Annotated in this window: 22 protein-coding genes, 2 tRNA genes and 1 pseudogene; 11 read left to right on the top strand and 14 right to left on the bottom strand. The window is 55.6% G+C overall.

Annotation, left to right across the window (positions count from 1 at the left end; all coding sequences use genetic code 11):
• Positions 1–79 precede the first annotated feature (79 nt).
• Both grpE and hrcA read right to left on the bottom strand, forming a co-directional pair.
• Positions 80–652 (bottom strand): nucleotide exchange factor GrpE, encoded by a 573-nt coding sequence (gene grpE, locus BI364_RS05685; RefSeq protein ID WP_070079927.1) that lies wholly within the window; start codon positions 650–652, stop codon positions 80–82.
• A 79-nt stretch (positions 653–731) separates the two neighbouring features.
• Positions 732–1,804: pseudogene (gene hrcA / locus BI364_RS05680) on the bottom strand (heat-inducible transcriptional repressor HrcA).
• Positions 1,805–1,919: 115 nt separating this feature from the next.
• Between hrcA and BI364_RS05675 the strand changes: the two are divergent.
• Positions 1,920–2,789, top strand: coding sequence for an NAD(+) kinase (locus BI364_RS05675; protein WP_070077908.1), 870 nt, complete (start codon positions 1,920–1,922; stop codon positions 2,787–2,789).
• Positions 2,790–2,848: 59 nt separating this feature from the next.
• On the top strand, positions 2,849–4,405 hold the full coding sequence (recN, locus tag BI364_RS05670; protein WP_233279581.1) for a DNA repair protein RecN: 1,557 nt from the start codon (positions 2,849–2,851) through the stop codon (positions 4,403–4,405).
• Between the two features lie 140 nt (positions 4,406–4,545).
• On the opposite strand, the gene fur is transcribed toward recN, so the two are convergent.
• On the bottom strand, positions 4,546–4,977 hold the full coding sequence (gene fur, locus BI364_RS05665) for a ferric iron uptake transcriptional regulator (protein ID WP_070077907.1): 432 nt from the start codon (positions 4,975–4,977) through the stop codon (positions 4,546–4,548).
• Positions 4,978–5,046: 69 nt separating this feature from the next.
• On the opposite strand from fur, the gene BI364_RS05660 reads away from it, so the two are divergent.
• Positions 5,047–5,400: an outer membrane protein assembly factor BamE gene (locus BI364_RS05660; RefSeq protein WP_197495900.1), complete on the top strand. Its 354-nt coding sequence runs from the start codon at positions 5,047–5,049 to the stop codon at positions 5,398–5,400.
• On the opposite strand, the gene BI364_RS05655 is transcribed toward BI364_RS05660, so the two are convergent.
• Genes BI364_RS05655 through BI364_RS05645 form a run of 3 tightly spaced genes read right to left on the bottom strand, consistent with a single transcriptional unit; the run spans position 5,397 to position 7,474 of the window.
• Complete coding sequence (locus BI364_RS05655) at positions 5,397–5,690, bottom strand: RnfH family protein (protein WP_070077905.1); 294 nt, start codon at positions 5,688–5,690, stop codon at positions 5,397–5,399. The genes BI364_RS05660 and BI364_RS05655 overlap by 4 nt on opposite strands.
• Positions 5,677–6,114, bottom strand: coding sequence for a type II toxin-antitoxin system RatA family toxin (locus BI364_RS05650; RefSeq protein WP_070077904.1), 438 nt, complete (start codon positions 6,112–6,114; stop codon positions 5,677–5,679). Before BI364_RS05650 ends, BI364_RS05655 begins: the two co-directional genes overlap by 14 nt.
• Positions 6,083–7,474: a sodium-dependent transporter gene (locus BI364_RS05645; RefSeq protein ID WP_070077903.1), complete on the bottom strand. Its 1,392-nt coding sequence runs from the start codon at positions 7,472–7,474 to the stop codon at positions 6,083–6,085. Before BI364_RS05645 ends, BI364_RS05650 begins: the two co-directional genes overlap by 32 nt.
• A 123-nt stretch (positions 7,475–7,597) precedes the next feature.
• On the opposite strand from BI364_RS05645, the gene smpB reads away from it, so the two are divergent.
• A complete protein-coding gene (gene smpB / locus BI364_RS05640; RefSeq protein WP_070077902.1) occupies positions 7,598–8,074 on the top strand; it encodes an SsrA-binding protein SmpB in 477 nt (158 codons plus the stop codon).
• Positions 8,075–8,091: 17 nt separating this feature from the next.
• Here the strand turns inward: smpB and dnaQ are convergent, their stop codons facing one another.
• The 3 genes from dnaQ to BI364_RS05625 form a co-directional block, all read right to left on the bottom strand.
• Positions 8,092–8,814 (bottom strand): DNA polymerase III subunit epsilon, encoded by a 723-nt coding sequence (gene dnaQ / locus BI364_RS05635; protein ID WP_070077901.1) that lies wholly within the window; start codon positions 8,812–8,814, stop codon positions 8,092–8,094.
• Positions 8,815–8,918: 104 nt separating this feature from the next.
• The gene (rnhA, locus tag BI364_RS05630) at positions 8,919–9,368 is read right to left on the bottom strand and encodes a ribonuclease HI (protein WP_070077900.1); all 450 of its coding nucleotides are present in this window, start codon (positions 9,366–9,368) and stop codon (positions 8,919–8,921) included.
• Positions 9,352–10,101, bottom strand: coding sequence for a class I SAM-dependent methyltransferase (locus tag BI364_RS05625; RefSeq protein ID WP_197495898.1), 750 nt, complete (start codon positions 10,099–10,101; stop codon positions 9,352–9,354). The genes rnhA and BI364_RS05625 overlap by 17 nt, the downstream gene beginning before the upstream one ends.
• 357 nt (positions 10,102–10,458) lie before the next feature.
• Here BI364_RS05625 and BI364_RS05620 point away from each other — a divergent pair, with 357 nt between their 5' ends.
• The 7 genes from BI364_RS05620 (at position 10,459) to BI364_RS05590 (ending at position 19,933) form a co-directional block, all read left to right on the top strand.
• The gene (locus BI364_RS05620) at positions 10,459–12,243 is read left to right on the top strand and encodes a lytic transglycosylase (RefSeq protein ID WP_070077898.1); all 1,785 of its coding nucleotides are present in this window, start codon (positions 10,459–10,461) and stop codon (positions 12,241–12,243) included.
• A 122-nt stretch (positions 12,244–12,365) separates the two neighbouring features.
• Positions 12,366–14,966: a CHASE2 domain-containing serine/threonine-protein kinase gene (locus BI364_RS05615; protein ID WP_070077897.1), complete on the top strand. Its 2,601-nt coding sequence runs from the start codon at positions 12,366–12,368 to the stop codon at positions 14,964–14,966.
• A complete protein-coding gene (locus BI364_RS05610) occupies positions 14,963–15,784 on the top strand; it encodes a Stp1/IreP family PP2C-type Ser/Thr phosphatase (protein ID WP_070077896.1) in 822 nt (273 codons plus the stop codon). Before BI364_RS05615 ends, BI364_RS05610 begins: the two co-directional genes overlap by 4 nt.
• Positions 15,785–15,965: 181 nt before the next feature.
• Complete coding sequence (locus BI364_RS05605; RefSeq protein ID WP_156782635.1) at positions 15,966–16,673, top strand: FHA domain-containing protein; 708 nt, start codon at positions 15,966–15,968, stop codon at positions 16,671–16,673.
• 128 nt (positions 16,674–16,801) lie between these two features.
• Complete coding sequence (locus tag BI364_RS05600; protein WP_197495896.1) at positions 16,802–18,103, top strand: sensor histidine kinase; 1,302 nt, start codon at positions 16,802–16,804, stop codon at positions 18,101–18,103.
• Positions 18,096–19,016, top strand: a complete 921-nt coding sequence (locus BI364_RS05595) for a response regulator (RefSeq protein ID WP_070077894.1) — start codon at positions 18,096–18,098, stop codon at positions 19,014–19,016. Before BI364_RS05600 ends, BI364_RS05595 begins: the two co-directional genes overlap by 8 nt.
• Before the next feature lie 137 nt (positions 19,017–19,153).
• The gene (locus BI364_RS05590) at positions 19,154–19,933 is read left to right on the top strand and encodes an enoyl-ACP reductase FabI (RefSeq protein ID WP_070079925.1); all 780 of its coding nucleotides are present in this window, start codon (positions 19,154–19,156) and stop codon (positions 19,931–19,933) included.
• A 65-nt stretch (positions 19,934–19,998) separates the two neighbouring features.
• Here the strand turns inward: BI364_RS05590 and BI364_RS05585 are convergent, their stop codons facing one another.
• The 5 genes from BI364_RS05585 to lon form a co-directional block, all read right to left on the bottom strand.
• Complete coding sequence (locus BI364_RS05585; RefSeq protein WP_070077893.1) at positions 19,999–21,897, bottom strand: SurA N-terminal domain-containing protein; 1,899 nt, start codon at positions 21,895–21,897, stop codon at positions 19,999–20,001.
• A 79-nt stretch (positions 21,898–21,976) separates the two neighbouring features.
• Positions 21,977–22,053 (bottom strand) — tRNA-Asp (locus tag BI364_RS05580).
• A gap of 16 nt (positions 22,054–22,069) precedes the next feature.
• Positions 22,070–22,145, bottom strand: a tRNA-Val gene (locus BI364_RS05575).
• Positions 22,146–22,156: 11 nt separating this feature from the next.
• Positions 22,157–22,444 carry an HU family DNA-binding protein gene (locus BI364_RS05570; RefSeq protein WP_267887977.1) on the bottom strand — a complete coding sequence of 96 codons (288 nt, stop codon included), beginning with the start codon at positions 22,442–22,444 and terminating at the stop codon, positions 22,157–22,159.
• 178 nt (positions 22,445–22,622) lie between these two features.
• Positions 22,623–25,076, bottom strand: coding sequence for an endopeptidase La (lon, locus tag BI364_RS05565; protein WP_070077891.1), 2,454 nt, complete (start codon positions 25,074–25,076; stop codon positions 22,623–22,625).
• Positions 25,077–25,217: the final 141 nt, after the last annotated feature.

The raw sequence follows: 25,217 nt of genomic DNA, 5'->3' as shown, positions 1-25,217 counted from the left end.
ATCTCCCTAGCACTTGGGTGAATACGTATTGAATATGTGAGCTAGATTGGGGCTTACGCCCTGATTTCAAGTCACCGCATCAAGTGGGTGATTTAGAAACCACGACCATGGCTGGCCTCAGCAGGCGATCGTTGAGCACATAGCCTTTTTGCATAACGGCGAGCACGGTGTTGGGTGGCTGCTCGTCCGATGGCTGCATCGTCATCGCCTGATGGCGCTCTGGATCGAAGCGCTCACCCACTGGGTTGACCTCTTCGATACCGAACTTGGTCAACACCTGGGCGAACATGCGCAATGTCAGCGCCATACCCTCGCGGATACTTGAATCCCCTTCCGCGCCCTCGGCCGCGCTCATCCCCATTTCGAGGCTATCCTTGACTGGCAGCAGCTCATTCGCGAAGCGCTCAAGCGCATATTTGTGGGCGTTCGCCAGGTCGCGTTCAGCACGTTTGCGCAGATTGTCGAGCTCTGCCTGCGCGCGCACAAACTGATCCCAATGCACTTGGGCCTTGTCCTTCATTTCCTGCAGGTCATGGTGCAGTGCCTCCAGGGCATCGCCCTCGGCACCACCAGACTCAGCACTACCCGCCATCTCCGATACATCTGGCGAGGCCTGTGTTTTCTCGTCATTCTGAGGGGGTATTTGACTCATCAATCGCTCCAGATTCGATGCGGCATCACGAACAAATTCAAACAAACCTGGGCAATAGGTGGGGCCTCTCGCTCAGAGTTCAAGTCCGCCCGTTCAGTGCGCTCCCGAGGAGCCTAGCCGTGATGTCCACGATGGGTATCACTCGATCATAAGGCATACGCGTTGGGCCAATCACGCCCAACATCCCAATCACCTCACCATTGGCGACATAGGGCGCCGTCACCACGCTGACATAATCGAGCGCACCATAGCCAGATTCATGGCCGATGAAAATCTGCACATCCTCCGCAATCGCGCTCTTGTCCAACAAGTGCAGCACTTCACGTTTCTCTGTGAAGGCAGAAAACAGCGCGCGCAGCCGATCAAGATCAGCCAACTCCTGATACTCCAGAAGGTTATTCTGCCCAGCCAGCACATAATCACCACCCTGATCGACTTCATCCTCCAACGCTTTCTGTCCTAGTTCGACTGCATCGCGCATGATGCGGTCCATATCTGCACGCATCTCGTCCAGCTCACGCAACAACGCCCCCCGAATGTGCAACAGATCCCGCCCGGCAAAGTGGTGATTGAGGTAGCGGGCGGCCTGATCCAACTCGGATTGGGCATAGGAGCGATCCAGCTGGAGGATACGATTCTGGACTTCCTGTTGATTCATCACGAGGATGACCAACACGCGCTTATCCGACAGCGCGAGGAATTCGATCTGGCGCAACGCCAGATACTGGCTTCGCGGCACGGTCACCACGCCCACCAGCTGCGTGATCCCCGAAAGGATATTCGAAGCGGACTCGACCAGATTTTCCGCACCACGACCCGGTGACAAATGGATATGCATCTGGCGCAAGGCCTCAGCATCGGGGGGCGCTGTTGCAACAAGGTATCCACGAACAAGCGATAACCTCTTGCGGTCGGCACGCGGCCGGCGGAAGTATGCGGTGAGCGAACGAAACCCATTGCTTCCAGGTCGGCGACGACATTGCGCACCGTAGCCGCACTGATATCCAATCCAGCTTTCTGGCTCAGAATGCGCGAACCGACTGGTTGTCCTTCCCGAATATAGCTCTCCACCAACACCTTCAACAGGTGCCTGGAACGCTCATCCAGCCCGGAGTCATCGGAGGGATAGTTACGGATACGGGTATGTGCCATCAACCGACAGGGGCATGCAATATGGCTGCGACGATGATTACAATACGGGTTCTGACTGTCAAGCGCAGCCCCACTTGGGCCATCACCGCCCCCATCAACCAAGTATCTGTAAACAATGCGAAATTTCAAGAGTGCCGGAATTATTGCCAAGCAAGGTGACGCCCGGCTCACGCCGACACTTGCGTCGCTCATGGCCTTCCTGAGAAGCCGCGGCCTGCAACCGCTCCTCGATGAGAGTGCAGACGGTCTCGCGCCGGGAGAAGCGCTACATACCCGCGAAGAACTGGTACAACGCTGCGATCTCGCCATCGTGGTCGGCGGAGATGGCACATTGCTCAATGCCGCGCGCTCGCTGGCCTGCCACGAGGTTCCCCTGATCGGCATCAATCTTGGACGACTCGGGTTTCTCGCCGACATTTCCCCTGAAGAGATGACCCTGAGGCTGGATGAAATCCTCGGCGGCAATTACATCGAAGAACCACGTGCGCTGTTGGAAACCGAGATCCTGCGCGCTGGCGAGACGATCGCGCGGCACGACGCCCTCAACGACGTCGTACTGCATATTTGCGGTGACGTACGTATGATCGAGTTCGATATTCGGATCGACGGCCACTTTGTCAGCAGCCAACGCGCCGATGGCCTCGTGATTGCCACACCGACGGGTTCGACCGCCTATGCGCTATCCGGTGGCGGGCCAATCCTATCGCCTTCGCTACCGGCCATCGGACTAGTACCCATCTGCCCTCACACACTCACCAGCCGACCACTGGTCGTCGGCTCCTCCGCCTGCATAGAAATTTCGCTATCCCCCCACAACACGACGCCGGCACAGGTGGCCTTCGACGGCCAATCCTGCAGTCCGATCACCGCCGACGATGTCATCCGTATACGCCAGAAGGACAAACCCTTGCGCCTGCTGCACCCAAGCACCTACGATCACTTCCATATACTGCGGGCCAAGCTGCACTGGGGCGAGCAGCCTTAAATTCATCAAACATGAGTCCTTAAGCCCCCGAGCGCATCGCACATCGAGTCCAGGCACCCATGCTGTCACACATTCTGATCCGCGATTTCGCCATCATTGAGCATCTGGAGCTTGAGTTGGGCCGAGGGATGACTGCGCTCACGGGCGAAACCGGTGCTGGTAAATCCATCCTGATCGATGCCATCGGGCTCGTGCTCGGAGATCGCGCCGACAGCACGGTCGTGCGACCGGGTGCAGACAAAGCCGAGATCAGCGCCAGCTTCGATCTGACCGCCCACCCGACAACCCTCAAGTGGCTCCTCGACCACGACCTGGACACCGACGACACCACGTGCACGGTACGCCGCATCATCACACGCGAGGGACGCACCAGAGCCTACATCGGCGGTGCACCCGTTGCCCTTCAGACACTCAAGGCGCTGGGCGAACAATTGGTCGACATTCATGGCCAACATGCGCACCAGTCCCTTCTTCACCGCGAAAACCAGCGCGATTTGCTGGACCTGCAAGCCGGTCATGGCGCACTGCTGGACGAAACGGCCACCGCCTACCGCCGATGGGCCTCCATACAAACCGAGCTAGGCACGCTCGAAGAGGACAACCAACATCGGCAGGCCCGCCTTGACCTCGTCGATTTTCAATGCCGCGAGCTCGAAGCTGCGGCGCCACGGATGGGAGAAATCGGCGAACTTGAGGATGAGCATTTGCGACTGGCGCATGCAAGTCAGTTGCTCGATGCCGCTCAGTCCGCCTATGGATTGATTTACGAGGGCGAGCCGGACGTCAACGGCATGTTGTCACACGCGGTTGACGCGCTCGAAAACGCAACAGGGCTCGATACTCGCCTCACGCCTCCGCTCGAACTCATGCGTAATGCCCAGATCGAAATCCAGGAAGCCGCCGCGGAACTCCGCCGATACCTGGACGATGTACAACTGGACCCCCTACGCCTGGATGAGATCGGCGCACGCTTGGCGCTACTCCAAACACTGGCGCGCAAACATCGCTGCGAACCGGAAGCATTACAGGAACGACTCCAGGTGTTGCAGAACGAGCGGGAGTCATTGCTCGATCACGATGGCCACCGCACCCAGCTTCACACCGAACTAGAGGTGGCCGAAACGCATTACCGCGCATTGGCCAAGCGCGTCACCACAGGACGTCGCGAAGCGGCCACTGCGCTAGCTCACGCCATCACCGAAGCAATGCAGACACTAGGCATGTCTGGAGGGCATTTCGCTATTTCGGTACGCGAGAACGCCAGCGAAAAACCCGGCCAACACGGACTCGATCAAGTCGAGTTCCTGGTCAGCGCGAATCCTGGGCAACCCGCCAGAGCGCTCGCCAAAGTGGCCTCTGGCGGCGAGTTGTCGCGTATCAGCCTCGCGTTACAGTTGGCGGCCACGCGCGACCGTCGCCTCCCCACGCTCATTTTCGACGAAGTCGATAGCGGGATCGGCGGGGGATCGCCGAGGTGGTCGGACAGATGCTGCGCCGGCTGGGAGCCGACCGCCAGATTCTCTGCGTCACCCATTTACCACAGGTCGCAGCACAGGCGCACCGTCAGCTCGCTGTTCGTAAGATCAAGGGGCAGAATTCGACCGAGACGCGCATAGACCCTCTGCTCACCGATCCTGCTCGTATCGAAGAACTTGCACGCATGCTCGGCGGAGTGCAGATCACCCCACAGTCGCAGGCGCACGCGGAGGAAATGCTACGCGGCGCCCAACAGGGCTAAGATGGTAAAGGAACCAGCTTAATCCTCGACATTGCGATACGAGCAATCTTTGCGTTGGCAATTACCATATAGAATCAGTGAGTGGTCCCGAATTTCGAAGCCGCGGCTGTTCGCAACCGCCTTCTGCCGGGTTTCGATCACCTCGTCATAGAACTCTTCCACATGCCCGCATTCACCACAAACGATATGATCGTGATGATGCCCACGCGCCAGCTCGAAAACGGCTTGCCCACCTTCGAAGTGAAGTCTTTGCACCAGCGTTGCGGCCTCGAACTGCGTGAGCACACGATAGACCGTGGCCAGTCCAATTTCCTCGCCAGAATCCAACAACAGGCGATAAATAGCCTCGGCAGTTAGGTGCCGTGGCTTCGCAGTTTCCAGTATTTCCAGTATCTTCATGCGCGGCAGCGTGACCTTGAGGCCCGCGCGTTTGAGGTCTTGGTTTTCCATTAGTCCCTTCCAGCAATGCACATCCGTTTGCTTTAAGATGTGCGGCGCCCATTTGAAGCGATGACGCAAATGAAAAAAATACGCATTTCCCTGTTCGGCCTGACCATTCTAGCACTGAGCGGATGCAGCACCAGCTGGCTATCCGGCTACCGCCCGCCAATACAGCAAGGCAACGAGGTAAAGCCCGCGCAATTCGAACAGTTGAAGACCGGTATGTCCGAGGCCCAGGTACGTTTCATCCTCGGAGAGCCCTTGTTGACCGATGCCTTCAATCCCAATCGCTGGGACTATGCCTATGCGCTGACCCCGACCTATGGGCGCCAGATGGTCAAGCACCTGACACTCTATTTTCAGGACGGCAAGCTCGCGCGTATCGTTGGCGGGCCTACCGCCATGCCGGAGCATCAGAAATCGCCGAACTAACGCGAGTCGCCGCCTGCCCTACGCCGGCGACTCTCCTTGGGATCGATGACCAAGGGGCGGTAAATCTCAATGCGGTCGCCTTCGCAAACCGGTTTCAGCAACCGGCACAGCTTGCCAAACACACCGACCCGGCAGGTCGCGAGGTCAATGCCGGGGAACATCGCGAGCAGCCCAGAACTTCGTATGGCCTGCTCGACGGTCGCGCCAGCGGGCATGACTACCGTCAGCAGCGCCTGTTGCTGGGGCAAGGCATAGACCACCTCGACCGTCAGTTGGTCAACGGGCACCATAGACTTCACGGGCACGTTTGACGAAGGCATCGACAAGGTTATTGACGATTTGACTGAATACCGGCCCTACAGCCATGCCAAGCAAGCGATTGGCAAAATCGAATTCCATATCCAGCGATACTTTGCACGCCCCCTCACCCAGCGCGTCGAAACGCCAGAACCCATGCAAGTGACTGAACGGTCCCTCGACCAAGCGGATCTCGATCATCTTGCCTGGCTGCATCCGGTTATGCGTGGTGAAGGTTTTGCGCACGCCGCCGCGTGCCAGTTCAATGCTCGCCTTCACCTCACGCGCCTCGCGCGTCAGAATGGTCGTCTGGCGACACCAAGGCAGGAAATCGGCGTAATGTTCGATGTCGTCCACCAGCGAGAACATCTCCTGTGGCGTATAGCTAACCAGCGCTGATCGGCTTACTGCCGTCATATGCCCCCCGAATCAGACCCAAGGCGTTCAACAAAACCAGTAGCATTGCCACCGGCGTTACATATCGCAATACCGACAACCAGATACGAAACACCCCACGCCGAAACTGCAATTCCTGCCGCAACGAGCGCTCGGCAACCATCCAGCCGACAAAAACCACGATCAACAGGCCGATCACAGGCAGCATCAAATTGCCTGTCAGCATGTCCAGCAAGCCAAACCAGCTGTGCCCGAGAATCAGGACGCCGGACCAGATATTGAATGAAAGAATAGTCATCAGCCCCAGGAACCAGACAACGCTTCCCAAGACCATGGCGGCCTTCGCACGTGCCATCCCTCGCTCGACCAACCAAGCGACGCCCGGTTCGAGCAGGGCGATCGCAGAAGTCCACGCAGCCAACACCAAGGCCATATAGAACAAGGCCCCAAACGCATCACCATACTTTGCGTGCCCATAGGCCGTCGGCAATACGGTGAAAATCAACCCTGGACCCTGCATCGCGGGCAAATTTCCTGCGAAAACAAGGGGGTAGATCGCAATCCCAGACAACAAGGCGGCCAGCGTATCGGCGAGGACGATCCAGACGCTAACGCGCAGGATGGAGACGTCCTCTGGCAGATAGGCACCATAAGCCATCATCGTGCCCATGCCCAGACTCAGGGTAAAAAAGGCGTGCCCCAACGCAATCAGCACCACCTTTCCATTCAGCGCAGCGAAATCCGGGGTAAAAAGATAATGCACCGCCTTGACGATGTTGCCTTCCACCGCCGCATACAATCCCAACACGGCAAGCAGAATAAACAAGACCGGCACGAACACCCGCGCCACGCGCTCGAGCCCCCGCTGCACCCCTCTCGACACCACTGCGGTCGTCATACCCATAAACAGCGTATGCCACATCAACAATCGCCAGGGCTCATCATTGAGTGCCGAAAACACGCCCTGAATCGCGCTTTCACTCTGCCCGCGATAGCTCCCGACGGCGCTCATCCACATGTAATCCAGGCCCCAGCCCGCAATCACGCTGTAAAACGAGAGTATTAGCAAGCTGGCAACTACGGCGAAGACGCCGACCGCAGCCCATGCACGCCATCGACCTTCGTCGACGGCCAATTCGTGAAAGGCCGTTGGGGGACTGCCGCGCCCGCGACGTCCGAGCAGCAACTCGGCCATGCGCAGGGGCATACCCACCAACAACAGACACAACAGATACAGGAGCAGGAAGGCACCGCCGCCGTTCTGGCCCGCGATATAAGGATATTTCCAGATATTGCCAAGACCGACGACCGCGCCCGTCGCCGCAAGGAAGAACGCTCCCCGCGACGACCACTCGCCATGTATCGACTTGAGTCTTCTCACGCAAGCACCATCGCAAAACGTTGCATTGTCAACCCTAAGGGAACCCATGAACAAGTCGTCAAGACACCCATCGGGGGATCACTTGGCGAACGCAGCCGGCTGTATTCCATTTATAATGTCGCCATGAGTAAAAAACCTGAAACCAGCAGCCGCTCCACCATCGCCTTGAATCGTCGTGCTCGACACGATTTTTTCATCGAGGACACCTACGAGGCCGGACTCTCTCTTGAGGGCTGGGAAGTCAAGAGTCTTCGGGCCGGCCGCGCTCAACTCAACGAGAGCTACGCCCTGATCAAGGACGGGGAGGCTTGGCTATTCGGTGCCCACATCTCCCCTCTACTCAGTGCGTCTACGCACGTCCATCCCGACGCCACACGGAGTCGACGCATGCTATTGCACCGCGCCGAACTCAATCGCCTCATCGGCGCGGTGGAACGCAAAGGCTTTACCTTGATTCCACTGGCGCTCTACTGGAAGCGGGGACGTGCAAAACTGGAGATCGGCCTAGCAAAGGGCAAAAAGGAGCATGATAAACGCGCCACCGAGCGTGATCGCGAATGGGATAGAGACAAATCGCGCATCCTCAAATCAGCCCGCTGATCCCCCGGAAGACGCACCTAGGACTGACGCCAACGACAACCTTGGTCACTGGCCTTGGCAATCGCGTCGAGTACCGCCGTATGACGCTCACATTCATCGTCATCCGCGCGAATCACGCGCAAAGGCGACCGGTCGCGGTCCAGATGACGCACCACGGCGTCAGTCCGTTTTGCCGCCGCACGCCTGACCGTATCACTCTGACTATCCGGTAGGAGACTGGTTTGCCCCCCGGTCATGGCCAAGTAAACCTCGGCGAGGATCTGCGCGTCGAGTAATGCTCCGTGCAACTCGCGGTGTTCATTGTTCACCGCGTAACGCTTACACAGGGCATCTAGGCTGTTCCGCTGTCCCGGATGCATCTGCCGCGCCAATGCCAGCGAGTCGACGATCGGACAGAGCTCACGCATCGATACGTGCTCACGATCCAGTCGCGCAAGCTCGGCATCAAGAAAACCAAGGTCGAATGGCGCGTTGTGGATCACCAGCTCCGCGCCACGGACGAACGCCAAAAACTCCTCCGCCACATCGCTGAAGCGAGGCTTGTCCGCCAGAAACGCTGCCGTGATGCCATGAACTGCGGCTGCGCCTTCATCGATCTCCCGATCAGGCTGCAGATAATAATGGAAGTGACGTCCCGTCGGCCTGCGGTTCTGCAATTCCACACAACCGATTTCGATGATGCGATGGCCCTGCTGCGGCTCTAGACCCGTGGTTTCCGTATCCAAGACGATCTGTTGCATTCAATCACCTCCCACCTGGCTAGTCATGCCTGCGTCCAAGCGTTTGAATCCGAATCGCGCGCCGCGAGCGTTCGCTCATCGTCACGCCCCCCTCAGCTTGCATCTCACCTTATGTTGCCTTGCATACGGTCAATCGCCTCATTGGCCAGACGATCCGCCAGCTCGTTTTCCGGATGACCCGAGTGACCCTTGACCCACTCCCAGGTAATCTGATGGCGCTGACAAGCCGCATCAAGATTCACCCAAAGATCCTGGTTCTTTACCGGTTGCCCAGAAGCGGTCTTCCAACCTTTGCGCTTCCACCCAGGTAACCAGCGAGTGATTCCGTCTCGCACATAGATCGAATCCGTCACCAGACGCACGGTGCAAGGTCGGTGTAGGGCCTCAAGCGCCTTGATTGCAGCAGTCAATTCCATCCGGTTGTTTGTCGACAATGGTTCGGCCCCGGACAAATGCCTTTCACGCTCAGCCATGCGCAACAAAGCCCCCCAGCCACCGGGCCCGGGGTTACCGCGACAGGCGCCGTCTGTATAAATTTCAATCGTGTCGTTCACTGGAAATTGCCTTAGGTGCCGTTTTGATGGTTGCGCCAGACAGTACACGCAGCCTACGTCGGCTTGGTTTGATAAATGTCAGAGTCGACTCCCGCTTTCTGGCGGCAATGATACGGATCCCACCGAACATTGGAAAACGGCGACGCCCGGCCGATTCCAACCAGCCGCAGCGGTCCGCGACCAAAGCACGGCGTGACGGGGGACGATACAACAGATAACGCGTTTCGGTAATATCGAATCCCAACAAGGCAAGCCAGTCCTTCAACCGGGTTTGCGTATACAAGTGCGCGCGCCCGGAACTTCCAGATGTGCTCCAAGGGCCGCCGCCGGCCAGCGTCCACAAGCCCCATAGGCTGACGGGATTGAACCCGATGAAAATCGCATGCCCGTCCGGTACCAGAACGCGATCCACCTCACGCAGGACCTGATGGGGGTCTGATGAAAATTCCAGTACATGTGGCAGTACTACGAGATCCAGCGCTTCCGCCCCGAAAGGCAGCGCTTCAGGGCGTCCGAGGATGTCCGCACCCGACAAGGCGGTAGCAAGTCCGGCCTGCTGCTTGACGCGACTGCTCACCAACAACGACGGTGACAGTGCGCCGAGTCCAATCTGGACTCCGACATAACCGAACATTTCTCCCAGCAGACCCGGCATCTCTTCGTGCAGCCGGGACCACACTTGACGCCCCATATCCCCCTGATACCAATCGATTAACGCCTGTTCGGGCTCCAAACCTGCCGTCCTCATAGTAATCAACGCGCGACATGTTGCGTCTGAGCATACCGTTTGGCATGCCGCCCACGCCAACCGTCTGGGTCATCCGACATTCTACTTGTTCGATGACCATATCAGAGGATAAGCTATGCACGCATGAGAAACCTCAGAAAAACTCAGCTGATTAAGGGCTTGCCAACGGTAGCTGCTCTGCTTTCTCTCTCAGGATGCGCCACACTGGAACATCTTGGAGACGCGCGTGTCGCTGCACCCACGACGACAGCAAGCAGCAGCACGACAAACACGACACCTTGCGCATCTCCGCCCAACGGTGGGCAAGCCAGTTGTCAAACATCATCCACCTCAAGCAACAGCGTGCCGGCCGCGATCGCCGACGCACCGGATACCGGCGCGGCAACTGCCAATTTGGCCAGTACGGACGCCGGAGCGCCCGCCACGCCGCCCCCGGACAGCGAAGCGGTGGATGGTACGACGCCCGCGGTGGTGTCACAGCAGAACGAAACCATCTGGACCGGCATTCGGTCCGGTTTCCAGATGCCGGACAGCCTCAATCAACCGCTGGTGCAGAACGCCATTGCTTTTTACCGACAGCATCCCGCCTATCTTGAGCGGGTGACGGCCAGAGCTGAACCGTATCTTTACTATATTCTGCAGCAGATTCACGAACGGCATATGCCGACCGAACTCGCACTCCTACCGGTAGTCGAAAGTGCGTACATACCCTACGCCTACTCAAGCTGCCAGGCTGCGGGCATCTGGCAGTTCACGCCATCGACCGGTCGCCACTTCGGTCTGAAACAGAACTGGTGGTACGACGGCAGGCGTGACATCTATGCCTCCACCAAGGCGGCCTTGGACTATCTCCAGGCGCTACATAACCAGTTCGGCAGCTGGCTGCTTGCGCTGGCCGCCTACAATTCCGGGGCTGGCACCGTACAGTGGGCTATTCGCCGAAATCAAGAACGACATCTACCCACCGATTTCTGGGCGCTGGATCTGCCAGAGCAGACCAAAACCTACGTACCCAAGCTACTCGCTGTTAAAGCCATTGTCGAACACCCAAAGCAATACAACGTTAGCCTCTGGCCCATCCCCGACAAACCCTATCTAGCCGTCGTACACCTGAAGTCCCAGATCGATCTCGCCCTTGCCGCAAAGCTGGCGGGCATCAAACTCAACGAACTTTATTTGCTCAACCCCGGATACAACCGTTGGGCCACCGATCCCAACGGGCCTCATCGCCTCTTATTGCCCGCGGATAGCGCGCAGCAATTCGAGGAAAAACTGGCCAGCATCCCAGCCAGCGAACGCGTCACCTGGATACGCCACCGCGTGGCCTCTGGTGAAACGCTAGGCCTCATCGCCGACGAATATCACACGTCTATCGCCGTCGTCCGCCAAACCAACCACTTGCATGGCAACCTGATTCGCATAGGCCAATATCTCATCGTACCGCGTTCGTCGAAGCCCTATCAGGCCTATGCCATGGCCCAAGGTTTGCGGCATCGCATGGCACAACCAGCGCATGGCGGGAGTAACAAGCACTATCATGTCGTCAAACCAGGCGACACGCTGTGGGATATCGCAAAGGCCTACAATGTCAGCGTTACGAATCTGGCGCGGTGGAACAATATGACCACCCACGCCCCCTTACGACTCGGTCAGCACCTTGTGATCTGGAGCCATGGCAGCACCATTGTACGCCCGGCCCAGACACAGCTCGCCTCGAATTCACCTCCATCAAACCCAGGCGCCGTCTATCACACCGTCAAGTCAGGCGATACGCTCTGGGATATTGCGCGTAACTACAAAGTCAGCGTCTCGGATCTGCAACACTGGAATCATCTCACAAGCCATAGCGCTCTGCGCCCCGGCCAACGGCTCGTTATTCGCCCAGGCAACGGCGCAACGGGAACTGCGGGCTTGGCCATCGCGAGCAACGCCCAACCCGCTCAGCGAGTCCGTACGGTTTCATATACCGTGCGCAACGGGGACTCGCTTTACAGCATCGCGCAGCGATTCGGCGTCAACATTCCCGCCATCCGACGCTGGAATAGCCTGGGCAACACCGACATCCTGCATCCAGGCGAACCGCTGAAGCTGCGTGTGGATGTCACACAAATGCACAACGAGAGCTGATGGCAACGAACAGCAGCGGTCCGTAGTCGCGTATTACGAGCCGCTTGCAAGGCGCCCACAATATAAACCACAGCAATAACGGCGCCTCTCCCCGTACCCAACCAATCAAAGACCACAGACACATGGGCCGAAACGCGACAGGCGAATCCCTTTGGAACAAGGATTGGCTCTGGGCATTGGCCATCATTCTGGTCATTACCCTGCTCTCCGGTTTGGGTCAATTTCGTGGCTTGGACGAAATACTGTTTACCACCTTCACCCGTCTGACACCCGCGACGCCCACACCACGCATCGATATCATTGCAATCGACAAACGCAGCCTGAAATCACTTGGCCAGTGGCCGTGGCCACGTAGCAGCATTGCCCGTCTCTTAAATATCGCAGATGCCGGAAAACCCAAGGTCATCGCAATCACCTTACCGCTGAACACACCCCAGGTGACGCCAGGGCTAGAGGCACTGGACCGGCTCAATCAGCTCTTCAAAACAGAAGGTCTAGACGGCTGGACGGCAACCATTTCACGTATCGGACACCAGCTACCAGCTGCCGAAGCGAACAGCCTCGTCCACCTCGGCACCACATTGAGTCGCTTTGCAAGACAGCTCCGCGCAGACAAAGACAAACTGAATCAGGATCTGAGCCTGACCCAAAGCCTGGCGGCGATCCATAACGTGGATCTAATTTTCACATACGCGCCCGGCGTCACTCAGGGCAACCCCGATACGCCGCTTCCAGCGCTACTGGCGAAGAATAGATTCCCCCCAAACGCGTCGCGGATGAATCTAATCTCACCGCCTACCGCCTACACGCTCAATCTGCCGCTACCGCAATTCCTCCAACATGCATTGGGCATCGGCGCCATTGGCGGGCAGACTCTCGGATGGAACCGATTCACGGGCATGCCTCTTGCCGTCAGTTACTATGGGCAAACTCTACCGAGTCTCGCCCTACTCGTTGCAATGCAAAGCCTCAATCTTGGCGCTACGGATGTTCATTACCTGCCAGGAAAGGGCCTCAGATTAGGGTCGCTCTTGATCCGTACGGATGACACGCTACGTATCCACCCACGCGTATACCGAGGCGCCCACGGCAGAGCGGCCTTCAATACTTATAGTTTCGCCGATGTGCTCAACGGAAACGTCGATCCCAACGTATTTCGCGACAAAATCCTGCTAATAGGCCCGGTTGGGATGGCGCAGGGAGGGGTCCCAGCTGAAACACGTCTCGGTTTACTGGCCGATGCGATTTCAAGCATCCTCAATCAGGATCCCTATTACACCCCCCCTTGGGTGAAATACGTGCTTTTGGCTGCCTGGGGATTCTCCGCACTCTACCTCACCTGGCTATTGCCGCTGCTGGGTAATCGACTTGCCGGCGCGCTGACCGCATCCCTCATAATCGCCCTGGGTGCAGCCAGTTTCTACCCTCTTTATACACGCGGCATCTGGTACTCGCCGACCGGGCCGGCTCTTCTCCTTTTCTCCGGCTACTGGCTGATCATGCTCAAACGTCGCCTGTTCAACGGACAGGGATTGCTACCAGGTTCGAACGCCAATCTTGAGAATTTGAGGGTTCTCGGCCTCGCGTTCCAGAGTCAAGGCCAGCTCGACCTCGCATTCGACCGATTCCGCCATCTGCCTATCAATGAACAATCGCTCGAACTGTTATACAGTCTAGCCTTGGATTTCGAGCGCAAACGCCGCTTCGACAAGGCCAAAACCGTCTACGAATACATCGCGCGGCATCGCCGTCACTACCGCGACATTCGCGAGCGCATGAAGCGCACACAAACGCTAAGTGAAATCAGTCTAGCGCCGCACCCCAGCAATGGTGACACCCCAGGTAACGGAGGCACGCTCATCCTGCATCACAGCGGCGTGCAGAAGCCGATGCTTGGCCGGTACGAAGTCGAGCAAGAAATCGGGCGAGGTGCCATGAGTACCGTCTACGAGGGCAAAGACCCCAAAATTGGGCGTAGGGTCGCGATTAAGACCCTACCGCTTTCGACCGAATTCCAGGGCGAAGAGCTAGAGCAAGTCAAGGCGCGTTTTTACCGCGAGGCCGAGACTGCAGGCCAACTCAGCCATCCGAACATCGTGACTATATTTGACGCCGGGGAAGAGGACGACGTTGCCTATATCGCAATGGAATATCTCCATGGCCGAAACCTAACGCACTTCGTGGGCAAAGCAGGCCTGCTGCCCGTCTCAAGCGTCCTCGAAATCGTCGCCAAATGTGCATTAGCGCTGGATTATGCGCACCGTCATCAGGTCATACATCGTGACGTAAAGCCCGCCAACATCGTCTACAACATCGATACTGGCGACGTCAAACTGACCGATTTTGGTATCGCCCGCATCACGGATGCCAGCAAAACGCGTACAGGTGTCATCATGGGCACACCTTCTTATATGTCGCCAGAGCAACTTGCCGGCCGAAAACTCGATGGCAGATCGGACCTGTTTTCGCTGGGCATCACCTGTTTCCAGCTACTCACCGGCGCACCGCCGTTCCATGCTGACACCATGGCCACATTGATGTACAAAATCACCAATGAAGCCCATCCTGGATTGAATGCGCTGCGTGACGATTTAGCCCCTTGCGTCAGCCCCATCATCAACAAGGTATTGCAGAAAAATCCGGATAAACGATTTCAAACTGGGCGGGAATTGGCCAATCAACTGCTGCGTTGTGCCCGCGATATCAGGGAGCAGATGGCATGAATCTAGATGGATTGTTCGAATGGGGCTTCGCCACCGATACTGGCCGTGTACGCAGTAACAACGAGGACGCACTAGCCGTTGATGCCAACTTAGGCGTCTTTATTCTGGCGGATGGTATGGGTGGGCACAAAGGAGGCGAAGTCGCCAGCAGCCTTGCGGTCGCGAGTTTGCTCAACCGGCTCAAGCTGACACTCCCTCCCCTGAAACCGGGTCAACTCGACGAAGAACTTGGCTATACCCGCGAAAGTATCGCAATCCGCGAGGCCGTCATCCATGCCAACAAGGCGATCCACGAAGCAGCCCAGGAACAACCCCAATATGAAGGCATGGGCACAACTCTGGTAGTCGCTGTCTTCTACGATAACCGCCTGAGTATTGCCCATGTCGGCGACTCAAGGATTTATCGCTTGCGTAACGATCAATTGGAGCAGATCACCAGCGACCACACCATGCTACAAGAACTGATCGATCGCGGCTTTTACACAGAAGAAGAAGCGCAACGATCCATGCACCGTAATCTGGTGACCCGTGCACTGGGCGTTGAGGCCAGTGTTGCCGTCGACATCCAAGAAGAACTGGTATTGCCAGGAGATCTCTATCTTCTGTGTTCGGATGGATTGCACGACCTTGTGGACGACGCCCATCTTGCAGAGCGACTCTCGGCTTGCGAGGATTTAACGGACTGTGCGCAAACACTGGTCGATGATGCAAATACCAAGGGTGGCAAGGACAATATCTCACTCATCTTAGCCCGACCAATCGGCGATTTTCCTGGTCAACGACGATGGTACAACCGGCTAAGTAGCTGGTTCCGTTAGTGACCGCCGGCCATGTACTTCGCGTCGATTCGCCAAATCTGCGTCAACATCTATCGCTGATGCTGTCCTCCGTGCAGAGTCAAGGCATAGCGCACGATCATGGCATTGGTTGCGGACAATCAGATACACAGCGTACGCGAGCCAAGTGGGTACACGACACTTCTTCGCGCAATTGGAGATCATGATGGCGAAACTCATCCTTTCACGCGACATGCATGTACTCGAGGAATTCCCTCTCGAAAAAGAATGCATGACCATCGGTCGCAAGCCGGACAACGATATTCAGGTCAACGACCGCGCCATCAGCGGCTATCACTGCCAGATCATCACCGTGCTCAACGATTCTTTTCTTGAAGACCTTCAGAGCACCAACGGCACCTTCGTCAATACGCGCAGAATCACCAAATATGCCCTCCGCGATGGAGATCTCATCAATCTGGGTACACACCAGCTTCAATACGCCAACGAATTCGCCGGTGCAGAGTCTGGCAATACCGAATATGACAAAACGATGATTCTGCAAACTGATCCGCCCAAACAGAACCTCATAGAGCAAGTACAGAAGCCTAGTTTGGGCATAACGCCACCCATCTCGCCTTTAACCGCACAAGTGCAGAAAACGCATGCATCGTTGGAGATACTCAACGGCTCCAACAAAGGAAAGCGATACGAAGTGACGCGTGCGATGACCACTCTCGGAAAACCCGGCAGCCAGGTCGCCGTGATTACACGGCGCGGGCGCAATTTCGTCATCATCGGGGTGGAAGCTGATACCGCGGGCCAATATCCAAGCCTCAATGGAGAACCTGTCAGTGTCCGCTCAATGTCCCTGTCAGATGAAGATCAGATCGAGATAGGCGGTATTCGCATGATCTTCCACCTCACGTAACCGGAAAATCTGTCAACGTATTGTCATACGCACAAGCTAATCTGATTCACCTATCGAGGGCACAACACTACCTATACTAAGCATCCTCCCGCAAACGCGGGGGCGAGCAAAACGCCCGGGAGCCGCGAGTGGAAGGAACCATAGCCGGTCTGTCAGCCTCCGTAGAGGCGATTACGCCTGAGATGGCAATCATCGAAGTCAGCAATCTCTTTCTTAGCGATCCGCTGAACGATGTTCTGTCATTACCGATCGTCTCGAAAAATGGGCAGATCATCGGCAGCATCAGCCGGTATCAGCTCATGCGGATATTCTTCAGGCCCTACGGCCGAGAACTATTCGGCAAACGCCCGGTTCAGAGCTTCATGAACTCAGTGCCATTGGTGGTTGACCTCGAACAATCAATCGAACAAGCGGCGCAACACGTTACCCAGCACATTACAGCTCCCGTAACGGAGGATTTTATCGTCTGCGAACACGGTCGATACCACGGTATTGGTCGTGTGATCGATTTATTGCAAGCGATGGAATCACGCGTGCGTCGCCACTCGCAGGAATTATCGCAAGCATATAGTCGACTCAAGGCATCACAAGGGCAATTGATTCAATCCGAAAAAATGGCTTCGCTAGGGCAAATGGTTGCTGGCCTCGCACATGAGATCAACACACCGCTAGGATATGTTCGCAATAACGTTGAACTCGTGGGCGCCGCACTCCGATCAGCAGGATACGCACTCGACATACTCAACCGCGTCGCATCCACCACTGAGACGCCTGAGCCACTCGCCGAAGCTTGCCGGCACGCATTAACCTTCGAACAGGACTATGGCCTGGAAGATACAACTGGCCTGCTTGAGGATACCCTGTACGGCGTCCAGCAAATATCCGAGCTGGTTGCGAATCTAAAGACATTCAGTCGCTTGGACCAAGCGAAACTCGCGGCCATATCGATTGCAGACTCACTGGATAGCGCGCTGATGATTGCTCGCCATTTACTCAAGAGTCGCATTGAAATCATCAAGGAATACGGCGAAACCCCACTGGTCGAATGCTCTCCCTCCCAGATTAATCAGGTATTCCTCAACCTGCTCACCAATGCGGCCCAAGCGATCCCCGGCAACGGCCGCATTGCTGTGCGCACCTATGTCGAGAACGCATATGTCGTCGCCAGCCTACAAGATACCGGTGTCGGCATGGGGCCAGAATTGATCAAGCGCATATTCGACCCATTTTTCACCACCAAGGACGTAGGACAAGGGACGGGACTGGGGCTTTCCATCAGTTACCAGATCATCAAGCAACATGGCGGTTATATACGCGTAGCATCCAAACCCGGGAAGGGTACGCGTTTCGCAATCGGCCTCCCCATCCCTGCCGCAGCAGCCAATACCTCGCCCACCGCTGTCAGACACCAGGGAACTTCACATGGGTGAAGCGAATCTTCTGTTAGTGGATGATGAAACACGCGTGCTTCGCTCACTAAAGATGTTGCTCAAGAATCAATATCAGATTCATACCGCGGAATCCGGGCAACAAGCACTTCAGATATTGCAGACCCATCCAATCGACGTACTCGTGACCGATCAACGCATGCCTGAATTGAGCGGTGTCGAGCTATTGCGTGAAGCACATAAGCTATATCCAGACACGATGCGTATCCTCTTAACCGGCTACTCCGATCTAAACGCCATTATCAGCTCCATAAACGAAGGCGAAATTTACAGATTTATCAACAAACCATGGGACCCAGAACATCTTAGGCACACCATCGCAAAGGCTGCCCGAATTGCGCGCTCCACTGCATCGGATAGAAGCGCCCCCAAACCAGTAAATATCAAGGATGTGTCTCCTACACAAGCGCGCCCTAGAATACTGGTCCTAGATACCGACCCCGATACCGCAGTGCTGGTGCGGGCGCTCACGGGTAGCCAAGCCGAAGTACAAGATAGCCGATCACTTTCAGAGGCACTCAAGATTCTTGCCAATGAAGATATCGCCATTCTAGTCAGCGAACTCAAACTCAACGACAAAGACCTTTCTCCTGCGCTCAAAGCGCTCAAACGCTTCAACCCCGCCACCTTGGCCTTGGTTGTCACTGCGTTCAAAGACAGCTCATCTCTGATCGAATTAATCAACCAAGCGCAGATCCATCGACTACTCCCAAAACCGCTTAGCCGCACCTTGCTAGAGCGCGGACTCAATCATTGCCTGACACATCATCGGCATCTCAAACAAAATCCCGGACTGAAAGAACGGCATACGGTCGAAGCCATGCCCAACCAAGACGACACTGGGCTCATCACAGGCTTCGTCGATAAATTGCGGCGGCGTTTTCGTACCGCCTGACAAGGACATCGAAGATACTCTCCACAATCCGATGGGGATCGCGGAGGCCGCATTGTGCCCTCGATCCTCCTGACCTATCATACGCCGGCACCGAATCTGCCCCTGACTCAGGGCTTAACAGCAGCATGGAGACAGATATGGGATTTCTAGCCGGCAAGCGCGCATTGGTGACAGGCATTGCCAGTGACCGATCCATCGCATGGGGTATCGCGCAAGCGATGCAAAGAGAAGGCGCCGAACTTGCCCTCACCTACCCCAATGAACGCCTTAAGGAAAGGGTCGAAAAATTCGCGGGCGCCTGTGGCGCTCAGGTCGTACTGCCTTGTGATGTATCGACCGATGAGTCGATTGACGAGCTCTTCGTTCAGTTGGGAAAGCACTGGGACTATTTCGACATACTGGTTCATTCGATTGCATATGCGCCCAAGGAACAACTCGAAGGCGATTTCCTCGAAAATATCACGCGGGATGGCTTTAGGATTGCTCACGATATCAGTTCATACAGCCTGACAGCTCTCGCCAAGGGCGCACGTCAATTGATGAGTGGACGCAACGGCGCCATAGTAACGCTGAGCTATCTCGGTGCTGAGCGCGCCATGCCTAACTACAACATTATGGGTCTTGCCAAGGCCAGCTTGGAAGCGAATGTGAAATATCTCGCTTATACGCTCGGGGAAGAGGGGACACGGGTGAACGCTGTATCGGCTGGCCCAATACGAACCCTCGCGGCTGCAGGCATTAGCGATTTTCGCCGAATGCTGGAAAAAGTCGAACAGAGCGCCCCATTGAGAAAGAATGTCAGCACAGAGGAAGTGGGCAATGCCGCAGCTTTTCTATGCTCTGACCTCGCATCAGGCATCACAGGCGAGATCCTTTATGTGGATGCCGGCTATAACATAGTTGGACTTGGGGCCTGAGAATTCCCAGTGAGCCGCGGATCAGTCCCTTTGGGTCGATCCGCGGCCTAGACGGCGAGCAAGTGCTACAAATTGAGATTGTTCGGGTAAATCCGAATTTTGACCTTTTTTTCCAAGGCCTGGAAAAGCACTGACATCTCGGTGCGCCCAGCCTCAGGCGCTTTCCGATCCATCAGGGCCTCAACCTTTGTAGGCTCCACGTCAGTCCATTTGATTTTCTTAACCGCAAAGACTGCATAACCGCCGCTGTTCAAGCTTACGAAGCCTACACTCGGCTTTCCATCCGCGGGCGGGGGCACCTGAAAAGCGGCCTTCATGATCTCAGCGGGCACTGCAGCGTCCGTACGCCCCAGCCAACCCAATGCTCGGTAGCTCAAACGCTCCATCACAGCAATATTCTTCAAATTTTTGCCAGAAGCTACCGCCGTGCGAACCTTAATAGCCAACTGCTTGGCAGCACCTTCAGCTGAGACGCGCTCCAATTCCCCTTTGATTCCAGCCTCGACGGCCTTGATTGGCTTCACTTGCGGCGCTTGCTTGTCGGATACCCTCAGTACGACTGCATCGCCACGAGAAATCTCAACGACCGCACTGTTGGTCCCGTCCTTGAGAACTTGCTTTGAAAACGCAGCATTTACCACCTTGGGGCTTGACGCAACACCAGCACCACCGGAGCGACTAAACCAATTGCTGTGCATAACCTGTAAGCCAAGACTCTTCGCTGCAGTTTCCAATGTTCCGGGGTGCTCATATGTCAACTCAGACATACGCTGAATCTGCTTTTCGAATAACGTCGAGGCCTGCTTTGCAACATAGTCACGCCTGACCTCTGCTGCAGCCTCGGCATAGGATTTCTGCTGTACAGGCATCAAGGATTCAAGTCTAAGCAGATACAGTTTTCCATTCACCTCAACGGGCTTCGATATATCGCCAGGCTTGAGAGAAAATAAGGCATCAGCCACTGGTGGAGGCAGACCGGCACGCGTCACCACGCCCATGGCACCCCCTTTCTTCGCATTATCTGCATCCAGTGAATATCGACGCGCAAGAATGCCGAAATCATCGCCATTCTTCGACACATTAAGAATATGCGAGGCCAGCGCCCTCGCCTTGTCACGACCTATCTTGTCGGCAGGGAGCCGCAACACAATCTCCGCCGCCTTAGCCCGTTCGGGCAGCATATACTTGGCAAGATGGTCATGATAATACTGTTTTAGGGATTCGGCATTCGGTGTAATACCTTTCGCCAGCTCATTTTTACTCAATCTCAAATATGAGACACGAATTTTTTCCTCGGTCATATAATCCGACTGATGCATCTTGTAATAAGTTTTAATAGCTTCAGGAGTTATCTTCATCCCCGTCAAAAACCTGGAAATTGGAATAACAGTCATTTCCAATTGGCGCTTTTCTCCATCCAGTTTCAGTGCGTCGTTAGCCTCTGGCTGTGTAACGAAGCCCGTATTGATCACACCGGACTGAAATTGCTCAATCGCCAACTGGCGCCGCAGCCGTCCTTCAAAAGCGGCCGGGACCATACCTTGCTCCGCCAAAATTTGTGTGTAACGTGTTTTCGAGAAATGTCCGTCCTGCTGAAAAACAGGGAAGGAAACAATCTGTTTCAATAATTCCTGATTGCTCACTTTGTAACCCGCATCATCCACGATCTGGGTCAGCAACGTTTCTTGAATCAGCCGCTGCAGAGCAGCCTGTTTTAGCATCTTATCGCTGACACTAGGAGGCAACTGTCCTCCAAACATCTGCGCGGCTCTAGCCTGCTCTTCCCGATAGGCTTGTCCGAAGGCCGCCAGAGAGATCGTGGTATCACCGACCTGCGCTGCCACTTGCTTGCCGCCACCTTCAAGATAATGATTGATCCCCCACAGCGCGAAAGGGACGCTGATGAGAAAAACGATGGCATAGGCGAACCAGCCAGAAGCGCGATCTCGTATGGTCTGCAGCATGTTATGTCGTCCCAGTGCAACGGCTTCCAACAAACAAAAGGGCGCCCTAAGGCGCCCTTTTGTTTGTAACGGTTAAATATGGCGGAGTGGACGGGACTCGAACCCGCGACCCCCGGCGTGACAGGCCGGTATTCTAACCAACTGAACTACCACTCCAAAAAATTCTCGACCCTGGTGGGTGCTGAGGGAGTCGAACCCCCGACATTCGCCTTGTAAGGGCGACGCTCTACCAGCTGAGCTAAGCACCCTGGAAAGCCGGTTAGTTTACAGCATCCTTAAGGGCTTTGCCAGGCTTGAATGCTGGAAGATTCGAGGCCGCAATATTAATTGCTTCGCCCGTACGGGGATTGCGACCGGTACGCGCTTCACGTTGGCGCACAGTAAAACTGCCAAAGCCGACGATGACGACTTGGTCACCTTGCTTCATGGTATCGGAAACCACTTCTACAAAAGCATCCAGTGCCTTGCCAGCAGAGGCCTTGGACAGATCCGCCTTGGCGGCAATAGCATCAATCAGTTCTGATTTGTTCATGCAGGTCTTCCCTATTCGTTGAGAGGCATAACGGCTACCCACCCCATCGTCAGGCGGGTAGCACACCCGGGGGCAAAATCGCGGGGAGCACTGGGTCTCGCAGCCTACGCCTTAGCAGCATTGTGTGTTTGACTGCGCGAGTGACGTTTTATAGCAAGTGGCCTCTGAGACTGTCAACCTGGATTTGGCGGCATCAGTGCGGACGGGGCGTGCGTTTCTTGGTTTCACGCTCCGTCTTTTTAGCTGCAGTCGTCGGCGTCGGCAATTTCTCCCCAGCATCCTCAAGCGGTTCTGGGCGACACTGAAGTGCCAGCTCAAGCACTTCATCGATCCATCTAACTGGACGAACAGCCAGCTGATTTTTAATGTTTTTGGGAATTTCGACAAGATCTCGCTCGTTTTCATGGGGGATCAGAACTGTAGCGATCCCGCCGCGATGTGCAGCAAGCAATTTTTCCTTCAAGCCACCAATTGGCAAAACCTCGCCTCGCAGGGTGATCTCTCCCGTCATAGCAACATCTGCGCGAACGGGAATCCCTGTAATTGCGGACACGAGCGAGGTGCACATCGCGATGCCAGCGCTCGGCCCATCTTTTGGAGTAGCGCCCTCAGGTACATGCACGTGGATATCATGCTTTTCAAAATAATCATCCGCGATACCGAGTACGCGTGCCCTGGAACGAACCACAGTACGCGCGGCCTCAATCGATTCCTTCATGACGTCGCCCAGCTGACCGGTACGAATGATGTTACCTTTGCCAGGCATCGTCGTTACTTCGATCGTCAACAGTTCACCACCTACCTCGGTCCACGCCAATCCAGTTACTTGTCCGACCTGATCCTCTTCTTCAGCACGCCCATAACGGAATCTTTGAACCCCAAGATACTTATCAATATTTTTGGGATTAATGATCGTTCGCTTCTCGGTAGGCTTGAGCGCATGACCCATCACGACCTTACGGCAGATCTTGGATATTTCTCGCTCAAGATTACGCACCCCGGCTTCCCGTGTGTAATGTTGGATTATATCGCGAATAGCCGCCTCGGTAATCTGCAACTCATTGTCTTTCAGACCATTATGCTTGAGCTGCTTGGGTACCAAATAACGGGTGGCAATATTCGCTTTTTCCTCTTCGGTATAACCCGGTAAGCGAATCACCTCCATGCGATCGAGCAATGGGCCTGGGATATTCATACTATTCGCGGTAGCGACGAAGAGCACATCCGACAGATCAAAATCGACCTCCAGATAGTGATCTGCAAAGGCATGATTTTGCTCAGGATCGAGCACCTCCAACAAAGCGGAAGCCGGATCACCCCTGAAATCCATCGCCATTTTGTCGATTTCATCGAGCAGAAACAAAGGGTTGCGCGTCTCAACACGTGAAAGATTTTGTATGATTTTACCAGGCAGCGATCCAATATAGGTTCGCCGATGACCGCGTATTTCTGCCTCGTCGCGCACTCCACCCAATGCCATGCGGGTAAACTTTCGATTAGTCGCGCGCGCGATCGAGCGCCCCAGTGAGGTTTTGCCGACACCCGGAGGGCCCACAAGACATAATATCGGCCCTTTGAGTTTCTTCACCCGCTGCTGGACTGCAAGATATTCGAGGATACGTTCCTTGACCTTCTCCAAACCATAATGATCTTCATCGAGGACACGCTGAGCAGCCGCCAGATCGTGGCTAACCTTGGAGCGTTTTTTCCAAGGCACGCTAACCAACCAGTCGATGTAATTACGTACCACCGTCGCCTCCGCTGACATCGGAGACATCATTTTCAGCTTGTTCAACTCCGCATCGGCCTTCTGGCGCGCTTCCTTGGGCATGCCCGATTTTTCTATACGCTGAGCCAAGTCCTCAATTTCGTTAGGCGCATCCTCCAGTTCACCGAGTTCTTTCTGAATGGCCTTCATCTGCTCATTCAGGTAGTACTCCCGCTGGCTTTTTTCCATCTGCTGCTTGACGCGGCCGCGGATACGCTTCTCAATCTGCAATAAATCGATTTCACCCTCAATCAGGCCCATGATGTGCTCAAGACGTTCACGCACATCTTGTATTTCGAGCACACGCTGTTTTTCTTCCAGCTTCAATGACATATGTGCTGCAACCGTATCGGCCAGCCGCGCCGCATCATCGATACCCGCCAACGACGTCAAAATTTCAGGTGGTATCTTCTTATTCAGCTTCACGTATTGGTCGAAAAGGTTGAGCACTGAGCGCGTCAACACCTCTATTTCACGCTCATCAGCCGGTTCCGCGGACTTCATTACTTTGATCTGCGCGGAAAAGGTATCATCGGTCTCAATGAAATCAACTACCTGGGCACGCTCAGACCCCTCTACCAGGACTTTGATCGTGCCGTCAGGAAGCTTGAGCAGCTGCAATATCGATGAAAGCGTGCCGATACGGTGGATATCCTTCGGGCCTGGATCATCAACCTCTGCGCTGCGCTGGGCAACCAGGAGGATTTTTTTGTTGTCCACCATGGCTCGGTCGAGCGCTTTGATCGACTTGTCACGCCCAACAAACAAGGGGATTACCATATGCGGATAAACGACCACATCACGCAATGGCAATACGGGCACGAGTAGCATTTGCTCCTCGGCAATTAGACTTTGCGGGGGATTTGAGCCCTTATCCATAAAGGTCCTCGGGGTATCTAGATATGGGAGCGATGCTCACACACTCATCTCGGCAAGCGATCAACTCCATGGAATACGTTCGGTTTTGACCAGATGTGCTTACCCATCTGGGCAGTCAGCCGGCCGGTCAGGAAAACTCGC

Source organism: Acidihalobacter yilgarnensis (assembly GCF_001753245.1).
Lineage (GTDB): Bacteria > Pseudomonadota > Gammaproteobacteria > DSM-5130 > Acidihalobacteraceae > Acidihalobacter > Acidihalobacter yilgarnensis.
The sequence above is the reverse complement of the archived record's forward strand: the minus strand, read 5'-3'. Positions and strand labels throughout refer to the sequence as shown.